This window comes from Streptomyces sp. NPDC034049 (assembly GCF_055575575.1).
Genome location: NZ_JBVISJ010000003.1, coordinates 762,563 through 777,197, shown reverse-complemented (window position 1 = coordinate 777,197; position 14,635 = coordinate 762,563). Strand labels below are relative to the sequence as shown.

General features: G+C 72.2%; 13 protein-coding genes, 1 tRNA gene and 1 riboswitch. Of the genes, 4 read left to right on the top strand and 10 right to left on the bottom strand.

Annotated elements, in window-relative coordinates:
- The first annotated feature begins 26 nt into the window (after positions 1–26).
- A complete protein-coding gene (locus tag ACZ52C_RS13180) occupies positions 27–1,403 on the top strand; it encodes a PrsW family intramembrane metalloprotease (RefSeq protein ID WP_469074767.1) in 1,377 nt (458 codons plus the stop codon).
- A gap of 63 nt (positions 1,404–1,466) precedes the next feature.
- Here the strand turns inward: ACZ52C_RS13180 and ACZ52C_RS13175 are convergent, their stop codons facing one another.
- From ACZ52C_RS13175 to ACZ52C_RS13155, 5 genes are all read right to left on the bottom strand, one after another.
- On the bottom strand, positions 1,467–2,411 hold the full coding sequence (locus ACZ52C_RS13175; RefSeq protein WP_469074766.1) for an aldo/keto reductase: 945 nt from the start codon (positions 2,409–2,411) through the stop codon (positions 1,467–1,469).
- 118 nt (positions 2,412–2,529) lie between these two features.
- The gene (locus ACZ52C_RS13170) at positions 2,530–3,591 is read right to left on the bottom strand and encodes a M23 family metallopeptidase (RefSeq protein WP_469074765.1); all 1,062 of its coding nucleotides are present in this window, start codon (positions 3,589–3,591) and stop codon (positions 2,530–2,532) included.
- A 10-nt stretch (positions 3,592–3,601) separates the two neighbouring features.
- Positions 3,602–3,763: riboswitch (cyclic di-AMP (ydaO/yuaA leader) on the bottom strand.
- A gap of 254 nt (positions 3,764–4,017) precedes the next feature.
- A complete protein-coding gene (locus tag ACZ52C_RS13165; protein ID WP_469074764.1) occupies positions 4,018–5,148 on the bottom strand; it encodes a PP2C family protein-serine/threonine phosphatase in 1,131 nt (376 codons plus the stop codon).
- A gap of 103 nt (positions 5,149–5,251) precedes the next feature.
- The gene (locus ACZ52C_RS13160) at positions 5,252–5,911 is read right to left on the bottom strand and encodes a GTP cyclohydrolase II (RefSeq protein WP_469074763.1); all 660 of its coding nucleotides are present in this window, start codon (positions 5,909–5,911) and stop codon (positions 5,252–5,254) included.
- Positions 5,912–6,144: 233 nt separating this feature from the next.
- Positions 6,145–6,687: a MarR family winged helix-turn-helix transcriptional regulator gene (locus ACZ52C_RS13155; RefSeq protein ID WP_469074762.1), complete on the bottom strand. Its 543-nt coding sequence runs from the start codon at positions 6,685–6,687 to the stop codon at positions 6,145–6,147.
- A gap of 49 nt (positions 6,688–6,736) precedes the next feature.
- On the opposite strand from ACZ52C_RS13155, the gene ACZ52C_RS13150 reads away from it, so the two are divergent.
- Together ACZ52C_RS13150 and ACZ52C_RS13145 are read left to right on the top strand one after the other, a co-directional pair.
- Complete coding sequence (locus ACZ52C_RS13150) at positions 6,737–7,894, top strand: dihydrofolate reductase family protein (RefSeq protein WP_469074761.1); 1,158 nt, start codon at positions 6,737–6,739, stop codon at positions 7,892–7,894.
- 88 nt (positions 7,895–7,982) lie between these two features.
- Positions 7,983–8,056 (top strand) — tRNA-Met (locus tag ACZ52C_RS13145).
- A gap of 80 nt (positions 8,057–8,136) precedes the next feature.
- Here ACZ52C_RS13145 and cyaB read toward each other — a convergent pair.
- The 5 genes from cyaB to ACZ52C_RS13120 form a co-directional block, all read right to left on the bottom strand.
- A complete protein-coding gene (gene cyaB, locus ACZ52C_RS13140) occupies positions 8,137–8,709 on the bottom strand; it encodes a class IV adenylate cyclase (RefSeq protein ID WP_469074760.1) in 573 nt (190 codons plus the stop codon).
- 96 nt (positions 8,710–8,805) lie between these two features.
- Positions 8,806–10,011, bottom strand: a complete 1,206-nt coding sequence (locus tag ACZ52C_RS13135; RefSeq protein ID WP_469074759.1) for an FtsX-like permease family protein — start codon at positions 10,009–10,011, stop codon at positions 8,806–8,808.
- Entirely contained in the window at positions 10,008–10,706 is a 699-nt protein-coding gene (locus ACZ52C_RS13130; RefSeq protein WP_469074758.1) for an ABC transporter ATP-binding protein, read from the bottom strand. Before ACZ52C_RS13130 ends, ACZ52C_RS13135 begins: the two co-directional genes overlap by 4 nt.
- Positions 10,707–10,753: 47 nt before the next feature.
- Positions 10,754–12,385, bottom strand: a complete 1,632-nt coding sequence (locus ACZ52C_RS13125) for a hypothetical protein (RefSeq protein WP_469074757.1) — start codon at positions 12,383–12,385, stop codon at positions 10,754–10,756.
- An 18-nt stretch (positions 12,386–12,403) separates the two neighbouring features.
- Entirely contained in the window at positions 12,404–12,868 is a 465-nt protein-coding gene (locus ACZ52C_RS13120) for a hypothetical protein (protein WP_469074756.1), read from the bottom strand.
- A gap of 365 nt (positions 12,869–13,233) precedes the next feature.
- On the opposite strand from ACZ52C_RS13120, the gene ACZ52C_RS13115 reads away from it, so the two are divergent.
- Complete coding sequence (locus ACZ52C_RS13115; protein WP_469074755.1) at positions 13,234–14,583, top strand: chloride channel protein; 1,350 nt, start codon at positions 13,234–13,236, stop codon at positions 14,581–14,583.
- The last annotated feature ends 52 nt before the right edge of the window (positions 14,584–14,635 follow it).

Genomic DNA, 14,635 nt, shown 5'->3' with positions numbered 1-14,635 from the left:
GCCCGTCCCTCGTTAGGGTCAATGCAATGGCCACCAGTTCCCCCTACCCGACGCACCCCGGCGGTCCCACCGGTGGGTATGTGTTCAGGCCCACCCGCTGGTGGCAGCGGAAGAGCGTCAGATACGGCGCGCTGATAGGACTGCTCGCCGTCTCCGGGCTCGTCATCCTCGCGCTCGTCCGGGAGCAGACCGGCACGGAGGGGTTTCTCGTCGGGCTGGGGCTCGCGGTGCTGCCCGTGCCGCTCCTCATGGCGGCGTTCCGGTGGCTGGACCGGGTGGAGCCCGGGCCCTGGCGCAACCTGGTGTTCGCGTTCGCCTGGGGAGCCTGCGCGGCGGCGCTGATAGCCATCGTGGCGAACAGCTTCGCGACGCGGTGGATAGCGACCGCCACGGCCGACCCCTCGCACGCCGACACCCTCGGGGCCACCGTCATAGCCCCCGTGGTCGAGGAGACCGCCAAGGCCGCCGCCGTCTTACTCGTGTTCCTGTTCAGGAGACGGGACTTCACCGGGGTCGTGGACGGGGTGGTGATCGCGGGCTTCACCGCGACGGGCTTCGCGTTCACCGAGAACATCCTGTATCTGGGGACCGCCTTCGGGACGGACCAGCTCAGCGGGGGGAGCGGCCTCGCGTCGGTCACCGCGGCCACGTTCTTCGTACGGGTGATCATGTCGCCGTTCGCGCACCCCCTGTTCACCGTGCTGACCGGGATCGGGTTCGGGGTGGCGGCGTTCTCCGCGGAGTGGCAGCGAGGGCGGCGGGTGCTCGTACCGGTGGGCGGACTCCTGCTCGCCATGGGGATGCACTCGGTGTGGAACGGGTCGGCGACGTTCGGGGAGTACGGGTTCTTCGCGGTGTACGCGGCGTTCATGATGCCGGCGTTCGGATTGCTGACGTGGTGGGTGATCTGGGCCCGGCAGCGGGAGCTGCGGATCGTGCGGGAGGGGTTGCCGGCGTATGCGGCCGCGGGGTGGCTGACGCCGGTCGAGCCGTCCGTGCTGGGGTCGATGCGGGCTCGGCGGGTGGCGCGGGAGTATGCGGCGCACCACTTCGGGAAGGCGGGGGGCCGGTCGATCGCGGAGTACGAGGTGTACGCGACGAAGTTGGCCTTCCACCGGTACCGGGGGTTGCGCGGGCGGGTCGGGAGTGACTTCGCGCTGCGGGAGCGGGAGTTGTTGTTCGAGCTGTGGCGGCGGCGGGAGTTGGCCCGGGCTGCGATGGGGTATGCCGGGCGGGAGGTCGGGGCGAAGTACGCGTACGGGTACGGGTACGGCGCCGCGCAAGGGTATGGGTACGGGGCCGCCGGCGGGGCGTTCGAGGGGTACGGCCCGTACGAGGGGCACGGCATGTACGAGGGGTACGGCGCGGCGGCGTATCCCTCGTACAACCCCTATCGGTACTAGCGCGCGGGTGGGGGCGGGGTCGGGGCCGTGCCGGTGCGGCGTGCGTTTGCTCCGGACCCGGGGTTACACCGAGGCGTCGGTCAGGCGGGTCAGTTCTTCGGGGGTGAGGGTGAGGTCGGCCACGCCCAGGAGTGCGGGGAGTTGGTCCAGGGAGCGGGCCGAGGCGATGGGGGCCGCGACGGTCGGCTGGGCGGCCAGCCAGGCCAGGGCCACGGTGGCGGGGGCGACGCCGTGGGACTCTGCGATGTCGTCGAGGGCGGCCAGGACGCGGGGGCCCGCCGGGGTGTCGAGGTAGGCGCCGGCGCCTGCGGCTCGGGGGCTGTCGACCGCCGTGCCGGGGCGGTACTTGCCCGTCAGGAAGCCCTTGGCAAGGGCGAAGTACGGGACGGCGGAGAGGCCGGCGTCGGCGGCGACGGCCTGGAGGGGGCCCTCGTAGGTGTCCCGGGAGACCAGGTTGTAGTGGGGCTGGAGCGCCACGTAGCGGGCCAGGCCCTCGGCGGCCGAGAAGTCCAGGGAGGCCTTCAGGCGTTCGGGGCTGATGTTGGAGGCGGCTATTGCGCGGACCTTGCCGGCCTTCACCAGGTCATCGAGGGCGGTGATGATCTCCTCGACGGGGACTTCGGGCTTGTCGAAGTGGGTGTAGTAGAGGTCGATGTGGTCCGTGCCGAGGCGGGCCAGCGAGGCGTCGGCGGCGGCCTTGATGTTGGCCGCCGTCAGGCCCTGGTACTCGGGGTGCTGGCTCACCTTGGTCGCGATGACCACGTCGTCGCGGTTGCCGCGGGACCCGACCCACCTGCCGATGATCCGCTCGGACTCGCCGCCCTCGTTGCCCTCGACCCAGGCCGAGTACGAGTCGGCCGTGTCGATGAAGTTGCCGCCCGCGGCGGCGTAGGCGTCGAGGACGGCGAAGGACTGCGCCTCGTCCGCCGTCCAGCCGAAGACGTTGCCGCCGAGGGCGAGCGGGAAGACCTCGATGTCGGACGTGCCGAGCCTGCGAAGAGAAGTCATGTCCAACGTCAACGAGCGGACCGGACGCCCGCATTCCCCATCGACACCGAGGCAGGACGAACGCCGCGTAGGCCCGGGGCTTACGCGGCGTCGCTGTGCAGTGCCGAGGGGCGGCGGGCTACGGGGTCAGGCCCTTGCTGCGGAGCCAGGCCGCCGGGTCGATGCCGCTGCTGGAGCCGCCGGGGTGGACCTCCATGTGGAGGTGGGCGCCCGTGACGTTGCCGGTGGCGCCGACGCGGCCGATGACATCGCCGGTGGCGACCTTCTGGCCGACGCTGACGCCGATGGAGGACTGGTGGGCGTACCAGATCTCGGTGCCGTCATCGAGGGTGAGGACGGTCTTGTAGCCGTAGGAGCCCTCGTAGCCGGCCTGCGTGATGGTGCCGCTGTGGACGGCCTTGATGAGCGTGCCGGTGGGGGCCGCGAAGTCGAGGCCGGTGTGGTAGCCGGAGGACCAGTACGGGCCGGCCTGACCGAAGGTGGAGGTGAGGGTGTACGAGGAGGTGGGAAGGGTGAACTGCTTCGCCAGGGCGGCGAGACGCTCGGCTTCCTTCTTCGCCGCGGCCTCCTCCTCCGCCTTCTTCTGGGCGGCGGCCTCCTTGGCCTCGGCTTCCTTCTTCTCCTTGGCGGCCTGCTCGGCGGCCTTGTCCGCGGCGGCGGTCTGCGCGGCCTCGGCGGCGGCCTTGTCGAAGGCGTCCTGCTGGGACTCGGCCTGCGCCATGATGCGGGCACGCAGCGCCTCGCCGGCGTCCGCGGTGCCCTGCTCGGTCTCGGCGGCGGTCAGACCGGCGCTGCTGAGCGGGGTCCTGGAGGCCTCGGGCTCCGGCTCGTCGGCCTCGTCCTCGAAGACCGAGCCGACGTTCGGCATGTCGGGCATCGATATGGAGACCGGGGCCTTGCCGGACTGCGCGCTGGCCATGCCGGCGCCGCTGACGGCGGCTATGACACCGACGCCGAGGACCGTGGAGCTACGGGCCAGTCCGTTACGGGCGAGTACGCCGCTCTTCTTGGCGACGCGGTGCCGGCCGCGAGCGGGGCGCAGGGTCTCCTCGTTCGGATTCCACTCCTGCCAGGGGCCCTCGTTGTCGCTGTCATAGCTGCCGTAGCCGAACGTCTGGCTCTCGCCGTCACGTTGGGCCGGCACGAACGGGGCTTCGGTCGCGGACCGGTTCGACGCCACGTGGGCGTACTCCTTCCTTCCTCCTCGCCTACCGGGTTAGCTGACGGGTTCGGAGCAGGAAGGTCTCCTACGCGCGTAAACCGGTCGTGCGTACAGCCACGGCGGTTTCCGTGCGATTCACCCCAGGGTGGTGGTTCCCCGGTTCCCTTGCGGGATTCGGCGCATGAGCACGGAGCCGTCTCTTGTGACGGCTGGGACGACCGCGCTGCGTTATCGAACGTTAATAGACGCGAGTACTCCATTCCAAGCTGTTCTGAATGATCGTTCCGGTCTTCGCGCTGGACTTTACGGGTCATGAGGGGTGGAAAACGGGCGAGTTGACCTTGACTCGCGAGTAACAGTTGCCTTGACGGGACGTCACTTCCTCTACGGAACACGGTGACACGGACACGCTCGGTGATATCGGTGTGCGAGCGTGGCCGTGTCTCAGGGGCGGCGGACCGCCAGGAGGGCCATGTCGTCCGTGGTGCGGTCGCCCGTGTGCCGGCGGACCTCCTGCGCGAGGGTCGTCAACAGGGCGCGCGGGGCGGTGAAGCCGCGGCCGGCCAGGCGCGCGGCCGGGTCGTAGAAGACGCCGTGCGCGTCCCGCGCCTCGGAGAGGCCGTCGGTGTAGAAGAGCAGCGTGGCGCCGGACGGGAATCCGGTCTCCTCCGCGCGGTCGGGCCAGGTGCCGAGGTCGTCCATGCCGAGCGGGAGCGCGGGCTGCCGGGCGTCCAGCGTGCACAGGGTGCCGTCGGCGTGCAGCAGCAGAGGGGAGGGGTGGCCCCGGTTGACGATCCGGGCACGGCCGGCGCCGTGCGGGAACTCCGCGAGCACGGCCGTCACGAACCCCTCGTACTCCACCGCCGCGTCCCGCCGCGCGGCCTCCCGCCGTGTTCCCTCCCGGGCCAGCGCGCGTTCCAGCCGCTGGGCCACCGCTTCGAGTGTCGCCTCCTGTTCGGCCGCCTCCCGGAACGCCCCGATCAGCACCGCCACCGCCGACACCGCCCCGAGCCCCTTGCCGCGGACGTCGCCGACGATCAGCCGTACGCCGTGGGGCGTGTCCTGCACCGCGTACAGATCGCCGCCGATCGACGCACCGGCCTGCGCGGCCTCGTACCGCGCGGCGACCTCCAGCCCGCCGATCCGCTCCTGCGGCACCGGCAGTACGGCCCGCTGCGCCGCCTCGGCGATCTCCCGGGCGGTGGCGAGCCGGGCGTCGCTGCGGCGGACGAGGCGGTTGATCAGTACGGCCAGTACGGCGACCGTGGCCACCGTGGCGATCTCGGTGACCGCGTCCACCCGGCCCGCGTCGTCGTAGTAGAAGCGCACGGCGGTGATCCCGGCCACCGACGCGGCGCCGACGACCACCGTGCCGAACAGCGTGAAGAGCGGGGCCGTCACCAGGGGCGCGGCGGTGAAGAAGGGGACCGCGGTGAACTCGCGCGGGGTGAAGTGGTCGTAGAAGAGGCCGGTGGCGATCAGCAGCACGGGAAGGGCGCGGGCGAGCGTACGGGCGTACGAGAACCGCCGCCCACCCGGCTCCCGCACGGCCTCCACGCCCTCTCGCTGCCCCACGGATACAGGGTTTCCGGGGGCGGACGGCGGGGCTAGTCGACGGGGCCGAGTGGGCTAGGAAACCGAATGACGGAGGAGGTGCGGGTGGGGTTCAGGTGGGGGTTCAGCCGGCCGAGAGGCCCGTCAGTCCGGTCGCGCCCGTCAGCTCGTGCAGGGGGAGGGTGTGCTGGGTCTGGAGGACCTTGGCGCGGAGGTAGCGGACGTTGTGGGCGGTGGTGAAGACGCCCGTGGGGACGCGGTCGCGGACGCGCACGCCGAGGTCGCGCAGCTGCTGGGACTTGTCGGGGTTGTTGGAGAGCAGATCGAGCTCGTCGATGCCGAGGGCACCCAGCATCTGCGCCGCCGCCGTGTAGTCCCGGGCGTCCTCCGGCAGCCCGAGCGCCGCGTTCGCCTCGTAGGTGTCGAGGCCCTGGTCCTGGAGGGCGTACGCGTCGAGCTTGTTGTAGAGGCCGACGCCCCGGCCCTCCTGGCGGAGGTAGAGGAGGACGCCGCCGCGGTCGGCGATCCGCTCCACCGCCTCGCGCAGCTGCGGTCCGCAGTCGCAGCGGGCCGAGCCGAACACGTCGCCGGTCAGGCACTCGGAGTGCAGCCGGACCAGCGGGGCCGTGCCGGGGGCGGGGTCGCCGAGGACGATCGCCAGGTGCTCCCGGCCGTCGACGAGGTCGTGGAAGGTGACCATCTCGGCGTCGACGCCGTAGCCGTCCTGGAAACGCAGCGGTACCCGGACGCGGGCACGCGGGGTGGCAGCGGGAAAGTCGGGCATGCGGTTCTCCGGTCCTGGTGCGGGGTGTCGCTGTGCTTCAGTTTTGAAGCACAGCGCTCGGAGCGACTCTAACCCGTGCTTCAAATTTCAAGCAACCGGTTTGGGGATACGTCACATTCCCGTCACGCGCGGTCCGGTCCGTCCCGCACGGTCCCGCTCGTCCGTCACGCGCGGTCCCGTTCGTCCGTCACGCGCGGTCCCGCTCGTCCGTCACGCGCGGTCCCGCTCGTCCGTCACGCGCGGTCCCGCTCGTCCTGCTGGCCCGGCGAACACGCGCGGCGGCGCCACGGCAGGTCGTCCGAGCCGGGGGCCGACCGGGGGTCCCCACCCTGGATCGCCGTCGCGATGGCCGAGCAGATCTCCTCGAACTGGCCGATCTGCTCGGGGCTGAGATGGTCGAAGACGGCCCTGCGGACCGTCTCGACATGCCCCGGCGCCGTGCGCTCCAGCAGGGTCATGCCCTCGTCGGTGAGCACGGCGACGCTGCCCCGCTTGTCCCACTGACAGTCCTCGCGCCGCACCACGCCGTCCTTCTCCAGCCTGGTCACGACATACGTCAGCCGACTGCGCGTGATCTTCAGGCGCTCGGCCAGCTCGGTCATCCGCATCCGCCGCTCCGGGGCCTCGGAGAGGGCGGACAGCACGGAGTAGTAGAGGTGCGGCAGGCCGGCCTCCTGCTGGAGCTGCCGGTCGAGCGCGTCCTCGAGGAGGGAACTCGCCGCCACGTAGGCGCGCCAGGCACGCTGTTCGTCGGGGGTGAGCCAGCGGGTCGTCATACGTACAGTGTAGTTATTGTTTAAAACTTGAACCAAGGGAGCACGTCCCATGCCCCAGCCCTACGTCCTGTTGTCCGCCGCCGTCTCCCTCGACGGCTTCCTGGACGACACCGGGCCCGAGCGGCTGCTGCTCTCCGGCCCGGCCGACTTCGACCGGGTCGACGAGGTGCGCGCGGCCAGCGACGCCATCCTGATCGGCGCCGGCACCCTGCGCACCGACAACCCCCGGCTGCTGGTCAACTCCCCCGAGCGGCGCGCGGCCCGGATCGCCGCCGGACTCCCCGAGTACCCGCTGAAGGTCACGGTCAGCGCGTCCGGCGAACTCGACCCCGCGGCCCGGTTCTGGCACACCGGCGGCGAGAAGGTCGTGTACACGACCGACAAGGGCGCGGAACGGCTGCACGGGCTGGGCCTGCCGACAGGACCGCGAGGCGTGGCCGTGGTCTCCGTCGGCCCCGAACTGAAGTGGACGGCCGTCCTCGACCACCTCGGAGACGTACGCGGGATCCGCCGCCTCATGGTGGAGGGCGGCGGCCGGGTCCACACCCAGCTCCTCCAGCAGAACCTCGCGGACGAGGTGCAGCTGGCCGTCGCGCCGCTCTTCGTCGGCGAGGCGGACGCGCCACGGCTGTTCGGGGCGGGCGGCTACCCCGGCGGGCCGAAGAGCCGGCTGCGGCTGCTGGAGACCCGGCCGGTCGGCGACGTCGTCCTCATCCGCTACGCCCCCACCGTCCCCGGCACGGGCCCGGCCGTCTCCCCCGCCGACCGGCACTGGCTCGACCTCGCCTGCACCCTGGCCTCCGCCTGCCCGCCCTCGCGGACCGCGTTCAGCGTGGGGGCGGTCGTGGTCGCGGCGGACGGTACGGAACTGGCCCGCGGCCACTCCCGCGAGGGCGACGACCCCGTGGTCCACGCCGAGGAGGCCGCGCTCGCCAAGCTCGACCCCGCCGACCCGCGCCTCGCCTCCGCCACGGTCTACAGCAGCCTCGAACCGTGCGCCCGCCGCGCCTCCCGGCCCGCGCCCTGCGCCCGGCTCGTCCTCGACGCAGGCGTCCGCCGCGTCGTCACGGCCTGGCGCGAGCCGGACACGTTCGTCGAGGACGCGGCGGCGGGCAACGCGGTGCTGTCCGCGGAGGGCGCCGAGGTGGTCGTGGTGCCGGAGTACGAGGAGCGGGCGAAGGCACCCAACAGACATCTGCTGGGCTGAAGGGGGCCACCGCGACAGACGCCGGACGGGGGCCGCCGTTAACCGTGTGCTCAGGGGTCCCGCGGATGGCGTACACTGGTTTCAACGACGCGGGGTGGAGCAGCTCGGTAGCTCGCTGGGCTCATAACCCAGAGGTCGCAGGTTCAAATCCTGTCCCCGCTACTGAAGGCCTGAGGCCGGAATCCGACAAGGATTCCGGCCTCAGGTGTTTGTACGGCGAAGTGTTTGGGCGTGCCGTGCGGCTAGGGCCGTGTACGGCGGGCTGCCGCCACCGCCTCGGTGTAGAGCTCGCGGGTGAGGTCCTCCGGGGCGATGCCGAGGTCGGCGAGTACGGCGCGGATGTCGTCGAGGGCCGCGACGACCTCTGCCTCCTCCTGGACCAGGGTCTCGACCTCCAGGAACGTGCCGTCCAGCTCGGGGACCCGTACGAGGGTGGCGAGCAGCTGCCGCCCGTACGCCTCGAAGGCATGGCTACGGCACCGCTTCTCGAACACGATCGCCGGAACGTAGCCGAGGTGCTCCAGGATGGCGTGCGCGTTCTGCGAGTCCTCGACCCGCGTCTCGTACTCGGGCTTCGAACCGGACGCCTCGTCCACGGCGGCCCCCTTGAAAGTGAGCACCGTGCGCCGCTCCCCTGTGCCGTGGTCGGCCACGAACCGCAGCCGCAACTCCTCGTCCCGCGCCCGCAGGCTGCCGTCGGGCAGGTCGTAGTACGTGTCCTGGTAGGTCTCGGACCTGCCCTCCCCCAGTTCGTCGAGCGCCCGCGCTACCGCCTCCGGCCCACGGACACGGGCCTTCAACTCCGCCTCGATCACGGCCGTTCCTCCGCTCTCCCCCGAGCTCCCTTCTCCTACTGTCCCTTCTGCTGTCGGCTCAGGGGAGACTCGGTCGGCGAGGACAGTGCCCGGCCGTCACGCATGCGCCCGAGCAGTGAGGTAAGGGTCCCTACGGAGGGCTTCGCGGCTGCCGAGGAGGGTGCCGGCGGCCAGGCCGACGGCGGGCAACAGCAGCGCGGCCGCGGCCCAGGCCGGCCCCGGGAGGGCGCCCGCGGCGCCGATGGGCAGGCCGAGCAGATCGCTGAGCGGACCGGCCGACGCCACGGACACACCCGTACCGACGAACACGCCCGCCACCCCGGCCGCCCCACCGGACAGCAGGGCCTCGCCGAGCAGGATCCGCCGCAGCTCGGGACGACCGGACCCGAGGATCCGCAGGACGGCGAACTGCCCGACCCGCGCCCGCGTACTGTCCGCCGCCCGGATCGCCCCGAGCACGACCGCGCTCACGGCCAGGACCAGCACCCCGGCCCGCATCGCGAGGTCGGCCACCCCGAAGAGTCCCGGCAGGTTGCGGACGCGGTCGGACACCGGCGACGCCGAGAACCCCTTCCCCTGGAGCGCCCCGGTCGCGGCGGCCACCTGCCGCTGATGCCCGACCAGCACTACGGCGGACTGCGCGCCCTCCCGGGCCCGGAACGTCTCCGGCGTCAGCCCGGCGCGCGCCGCTGCCAGCAGCGCGGCCGTGTCCTCCGACAGGTAGGCGACGTCGGGGCCGTCGGCCTGCCATGCGGGGTCGTAGAGGGCGGCGACCTTCAGCCTGATGACGGCGGTGGTGCCGGACGCGGCGCCCGTCGCCCGCGTGTACCCGAAGGCAACGGTCCGCCCGAGGAGCGGGGCGAAGTCGGTCCCCTGCGCGGCGGCCGGCAGCACCACCTCCTCGCGGCCCAGTCCGACGGAGGCCCCGGGGATCCGCCCCTTCACCAGCGGCAGATCGTCACCCGGCGTCAGGGTGTGGCCGGCCAGGTCGTACGTCCCGTCCTCCTCGGCGTACAGGACGGAGGGGTAGTCGGCGACGACCCGCCGGACGCCCGGCACGTCCGCGGCGTCCCGCAGCGCCGAGGTGGTGAGCGGCCGGACCGATGTGTCGCCCTCGAACGACGAGAGCTCGATCTGGGTGAGCCCGCCCGACCCCAGTACGTCCCGTTCGACGGCACCGGCGGCCCCGGCAGCCACCCCCGCGGACGTGGTCAGCAACGCGGCCAGAACCGTGAGCGCCGGCAACGCCCTGCGCAGCGAACGGCCGTCCCGCGCCCATGTGTACAGACTCCACCGGCTCATCCGAGGCTCCTCTCGGGGGCGTTGTGCGGCTCGACGGCGGACAGCACTCCCTCGTCGAGGACATGGCGCCGGTCGCAGGTCCCGGCGACCGCCGCGTCGTGCGTGACGAGCAGTACCGCCGCGCCCCGCTCCGCGCACGAACGCAGCGCGTCCATCACCAACCTCGCCGTCCTCGGGTCCAGACCCGAGGTCGGCTCGTCGGCCAGGATGAGCACCGGCTGCTTCACGGCCGCCCGCGCGACGGCGATGCGTTGCCGCTGCCCGCCGGAGAGTTCGGTGACCCGGGATTCGGCCAGGTCCCCCATGCCCAGGTCACCGAGGAGCGCTTTGGCCTCCGTACGGTGCCGGGCGAGCCGGGGGCCGAAGGCGGCGGCCACGTTCTCCCAGGCGTTGAGGAACGGCAACAGCCCGAGATCCTGCAGCACGATGCCGATCGACCGCAGCCGCATCAGGTCCCGGTCCGCGGCGGCCAACGCGGCCGTGTCCGTCCCAGTGATGTGCAGGGAGCCCGCGGTCGGGGACAGGATCAGCCCCAGCAGGGCGAGCAGGGTGCTCTTCCCGGAACCGGACGGCCCTTCGACGGCGGCCGTGGTGCCCGCTTCGAGGGTGAGATCGGCACGGACCAGACCACCGCCGGACGCGTAGCCGAAGGCCAGGCCCTCGGCCACGACGGCGGGTGGGGAGGCGGGGTTCATGGTGCGGAGGCGTCCTTCTGGTTGTGGGGGCTGATACGTGAGGCGGGTCAGGCGAGGAGGTAGTACGCGGCTCTGGTGGCCTCCGCCGAGGCCCTGCCGCCCGGTGAGGTGGCGTACAGGTCGGGGAACTCCTTGTCACGGTGGCGCCGGAGCAGCCCGGGCAGGTCGTCCCACAGTTCCTGCGGAATGCTCTGGTCCGAGGCGAGCGCCGCCTGTACGGCGTCCGAGGCGGTCACCAGGTCGCCCTCCCGCAACGACTTCCGGGCCTGGTCGACGAGGTCGGTCCCCTCGGTGAGCCGTTCGGCCGACGCCGTGCACCCGGCGTGCGCGAGCACGGTCACGATGCGCAGCGAGCGGGCGGACAGCCACGCGCCGTCCCTGCCCTCGCCGTCCGGCAACTCGACGGCCGTACGCCCGCACGCGAGCCCGAACTCCGCGCGGGCCGACATGACGCCGTACCAACGGCGCTCGTTCTCCGTCGTCAGCCGGGCGGGCACCTCCAGCCGGGCCGCCTCCGCCGCCCCCTTCTCGGCCTGCGGGCCACAGCTCAGGGCCAGCCGATGACACGTCATGGCGAGCAACAGCCGATCGGAGGGGTCGAGAACGGCACCGGTGCCCGAACCCATCCGCGTCAACCGTCGTTCGAGCCAGGTCGGCGTGTGTTCCTGCTGTGCGGCGGCCGTCAGCGCTCTCGCCGCGTTGTAGGTGGCCGTCAGCGTCCCCAGTTGGGCCGGTGCCTTCGCGACGAGACCGTCCGCCCGCACGCGCCCGACCGGCCTGGGGAGCAAACCGGGGGTTCGGCCTGCCCCGTCGCCGCCGAGGGCTCGACGTACCAGCCACCGCGTCTGCGTGTCGGGGTCCGCCAGGTACGGCAGCAGACAGTCGGCGGTCTGCCGAGTCAGCCGATGTCCGAGCAGGGTCAGGGCGGCCCGCTGGATGGGGTCGAGGCCGGTACAGCCGGCCGCCAACCGCGCATCCGCGCCCCGAAGCGCGCGTGTCGCCCGCGCCCGTACGCCGACTCCGCGCAGCGCCTCCACCGCGTAGAGCACGGGTACGGCCCGCTCGGCGCGCGCGGTGTCCGCCGCGAGGGTGGTCAGCGAAGCCCGGGGCACGTCGTCGTCCTGCCCCAGGCAGGTCAGCGTCTGCAGGAAGGCGGCTCGTGTGGCGAGAGAGGTCAAGGGATCGTCCTCCTCGTCGGGCGCGCGCAGATACCCGAGCGCCTCGTGCGCGGCCCGCTTCCGGAGTCCGGCCCGTTCCAGGACGGTTGCCGCACTCCGGCTCTCGCCCGGCTCGGCCCCTGCCAGGGAGAGGCAGACGTAATGGGCCCGCCAGGCCGGGGTGTCGAGGGCATCCGCCCGGGCGAGTTCGACGAGCGGCGCGAGCCGCAGTTCCGGCACTCCGCCCGGCCCTTCGCCTCCTCGGTGGCGCTCGGCGAGGGTGGCCTCCAGCCGTCCGTACGCGGTCGGGTACAGCGCGGGATCGCGCCCGACGTCGGCACGCGTGGCCCGTACGAGATCGTTGGCGCCGCGCAGGGAGTCGAGTTGCCCGGCCAGCTGACCACCGGGCGGCGCGGGCCGCTCCACGGGCCCGCCGCCGAGCACCGAGGCGCCGAGAGCGGCGACGGCGACCACCGTCCCGAGGGCCAGGAGGATCCGTCGGCGCGGATCAACACGTTCCACCGATCGGTCCCGCCCGGTTCAGTCGTTGGCGCAGGCCGAGGCGAACGCCTTGACGCCGGAGTTGAAGGCACCACCGTCCGAACAGGTGGTGATACTCGTGTTGAGCGAGCCTCCCGGATCGGCGATACCGCTGACGTCGGCGATCCAGGTGTTCTTGTTCGTCCAGCTGACCTGCCGGGTGTTCTCACTCACCGGCGTGCCGCTCGGGCTCAATGCGAGGGTCGCCTGCCAACCGTTGGCCTTCACCGTCGCCGTGTTGCTGATCTTGCTGACCCGGTATCGGGTCCCGCCCCTCATGGTCTTCGTCGACGTCTTGAAGGAGCACTTGTCGGCATAGGCGTTGCACTGCCACGCACTGACCTCGACCCTGGCCCCCGTGCCGGGCAACGGCGTCGACCCCGCGTCCGAGATGGCCACGGTCGGCACGGCCGACCCCACCACCAGAATCCCGACGAGCCCCGCCGTCAGCAGGATCCTCTTCATCCGCCCCTCCCCGCGTTCACGGCGCACACATACAGACATGTCGCCCCAACCAGGCAACGAACTGTATATGTTGCACAAATCCCAAGGAGTGACTGAAAAGCGACGCGTGGACGGGTCGTTCGCCCCAGAAGAAACCATCAAGCGGAACAGCCCTTGGCCCCGGGCTGCCCCAGGCGGCCCTGGATGGACGGCCGGATGACCAATTCCAGCCACCAGACAGTCGGCGTTGTTCACACCTGAGCGTGACGGCGACCGTCAGCGGAATGCCGGTGGGCGTACGGCGTGCCAGGCTCGGAGCCGTGCCGCTCGCACCAGCGGCGGTGCCGGAGGGCAGCGCGAGGGGGCGATGCGAGGAGGAGGAGCGCGTGCCGGTCGACACGACCGGGTCCGGGGCCGTGTCGCCGGCGGATCCGGTGGCGCTTCTCCGGAGTCGCGCGTACCTGGCGCTTCTGGCGATGGCCGCGCTGATCGGCGTACCCGTGTCGGCGGCGGCGTTCGGGTTTCTCGCGCTGGTCGGCGAGGCCCAGCCCTTGATCTACTCGGACCTGCCCGAAGCGCTGGGGTTCGACGGAACGCCGGCCTGGTGGCCGCTGCCGTTGCTCGCCGTCGGCGGACTGCTGGTGGGGCTGACGGTCCGGTACCTGCCGGGGCACGGCGGGCATGAACCGAGCGCCGGGTTCCAGCCGACCGGTGCGCCCCCACCCGTCGAGCTGCCCGGCATCTTCCTCGCCGCCCTGGCGACGCTCTGCTTCGCCGCCGTCCTCGGGCCCGAGGCCCCCCTCCTGGCGCTCGGCAGCGGGCTCGCCGCCGGTGCCGTACGGCTGGTCAGACGCGATCCCCCGCAGCAGATGACCGCGGTGCTGGGCGCGGCCGGGAGTTTCGCGGCCGTCAGTTCGCTGCTGGGGTCGCCGCTGCTGGGGGCGTTCCTCCTGATGGAGGCCTCCGGACTGGGCGGGGCGATGATGACGATGGTGCTGGTGCCCGGCCTGCTGGCCGCCGGCGTCGGCGCGCTCATCTTCGTCGGGCTGGGTTCCTGGACCGGCCTCGGCACCTACTCGCTCACCCTGCACGACGTGCCCGAGGCCACCCGCCCGACGGCTGCGGAGTTCGGCTGGGCCCTGGTCATCGGGCTGTCGGCCGCGCTGGTGGCCACGGGGATCCGATGGCTCGCCGTCCGGCTCAAGGCGCACGTCGAACGGCGGCGGGTTCCGGCCACGGTCGTCATCGGCCTGGTCGTGGCGGGGCTGGCGATCGCCTACGCGGAAGGCAGCGGCAAACCGGCGACCGATGTGCTGTATTCGGGGCAGACGGCGCTGGACCCCTTCCTCACCCACAGCGCCGCGTACTCGGTGGGAGCGCTGGTGCTGCTGGTGCTCTGCAAGGGCCTCGCCTACTGCGCCTCGCTCAGCGCCTTCAGGGGAGGCCCGATCTTCCCCGCGATGTTCGTGGGGGCGGCGGGCGGCATCCTCTGCTCCCATCTGCCGGGGCTGAGCCTGGTCGCGGGGTTCGCGATGGGCATCGGGGCGATGAGCGCCGCGATGCTGCGACTCCCGCTGGTCTCCGTCCTGTTGGCCACCCTGCTGATCGGGGCCCAGGGGGTCACCGTCATGCCGCTGGTGATCGTGGCGGTGGTGGTGTCGTACGTGACTACGGCGAGGCTTACGCCGACGCCGACGCCAGGGTCAGGGTCAGGGTCAGGGCGACGAGAGGTGTAGTTGTTCGCTTCTGTCTCCCGTTCCGGTCGGCGCGGTACCGGCCGACCGGAAC

Bases quoted from the DNA above. Each gene is read 5' to 3' on its own strand.
- ACZ52C_RS13180 (WP_469074767.1), top strand. From the start codon at position 27: ATGGCCACCAGTTCCCCCTACCCGACGCACCCCGGCGGTCCCACCGGT.
- ACZ52C_RS13175 (WP_469074766.1), bottom strand. From the start codon at position 2,411: ATGACTTCTCTTCGCAGGCTCGGCACGTCCGACATCGAGGTCTTCCCG.
- ACZ52C_RS13160 (WP_469074763.1), bottom strand. From the start codon at position 5,911: ATGCCCGACTTTCCCGCTGCCACCCCGCGTGCCCGCGTCCGGGTACCG.
- ACZ52C_RS13155 (WP_469074762.1), bottom strand. From the start codon at position 6,687: ATGACGACCCGCTGGCTCACCCCCGACGAACAGCGTGCCTGGCGCGCC.
- ACZ52C_RS13150 (WP_469074761.1), top strand. From the start codon at position 6,737: ATGCCCCAGCCCTACGTCCTGTTGTCCGCCGCCGTCTCCCTCGACGGC.
- ACZ52C_RS13135 (WP_469074759.1), bottom strand. From the start codon at position 10,011: ATGAGCCGGTGGAGTCTGTACACATGGGCGCGGGACGGCCGTTCGCTG.
- ACZ52C_RS13130 (WP_469074758.1), bottom strand. From the start codon at position 10,706: ATGAACCCCGCCTCCCCACCCGCCGTCGTGGCCGAGGGCCTGGCCTTC.
- ACZ52C_RS13120 (WP_469074756.1), bottom strand. From the start codon at position 12,868: ATGAAGAGGATCCTGCTGACGGCGGGGCTCGTCGGGATTCTGGTGGTG.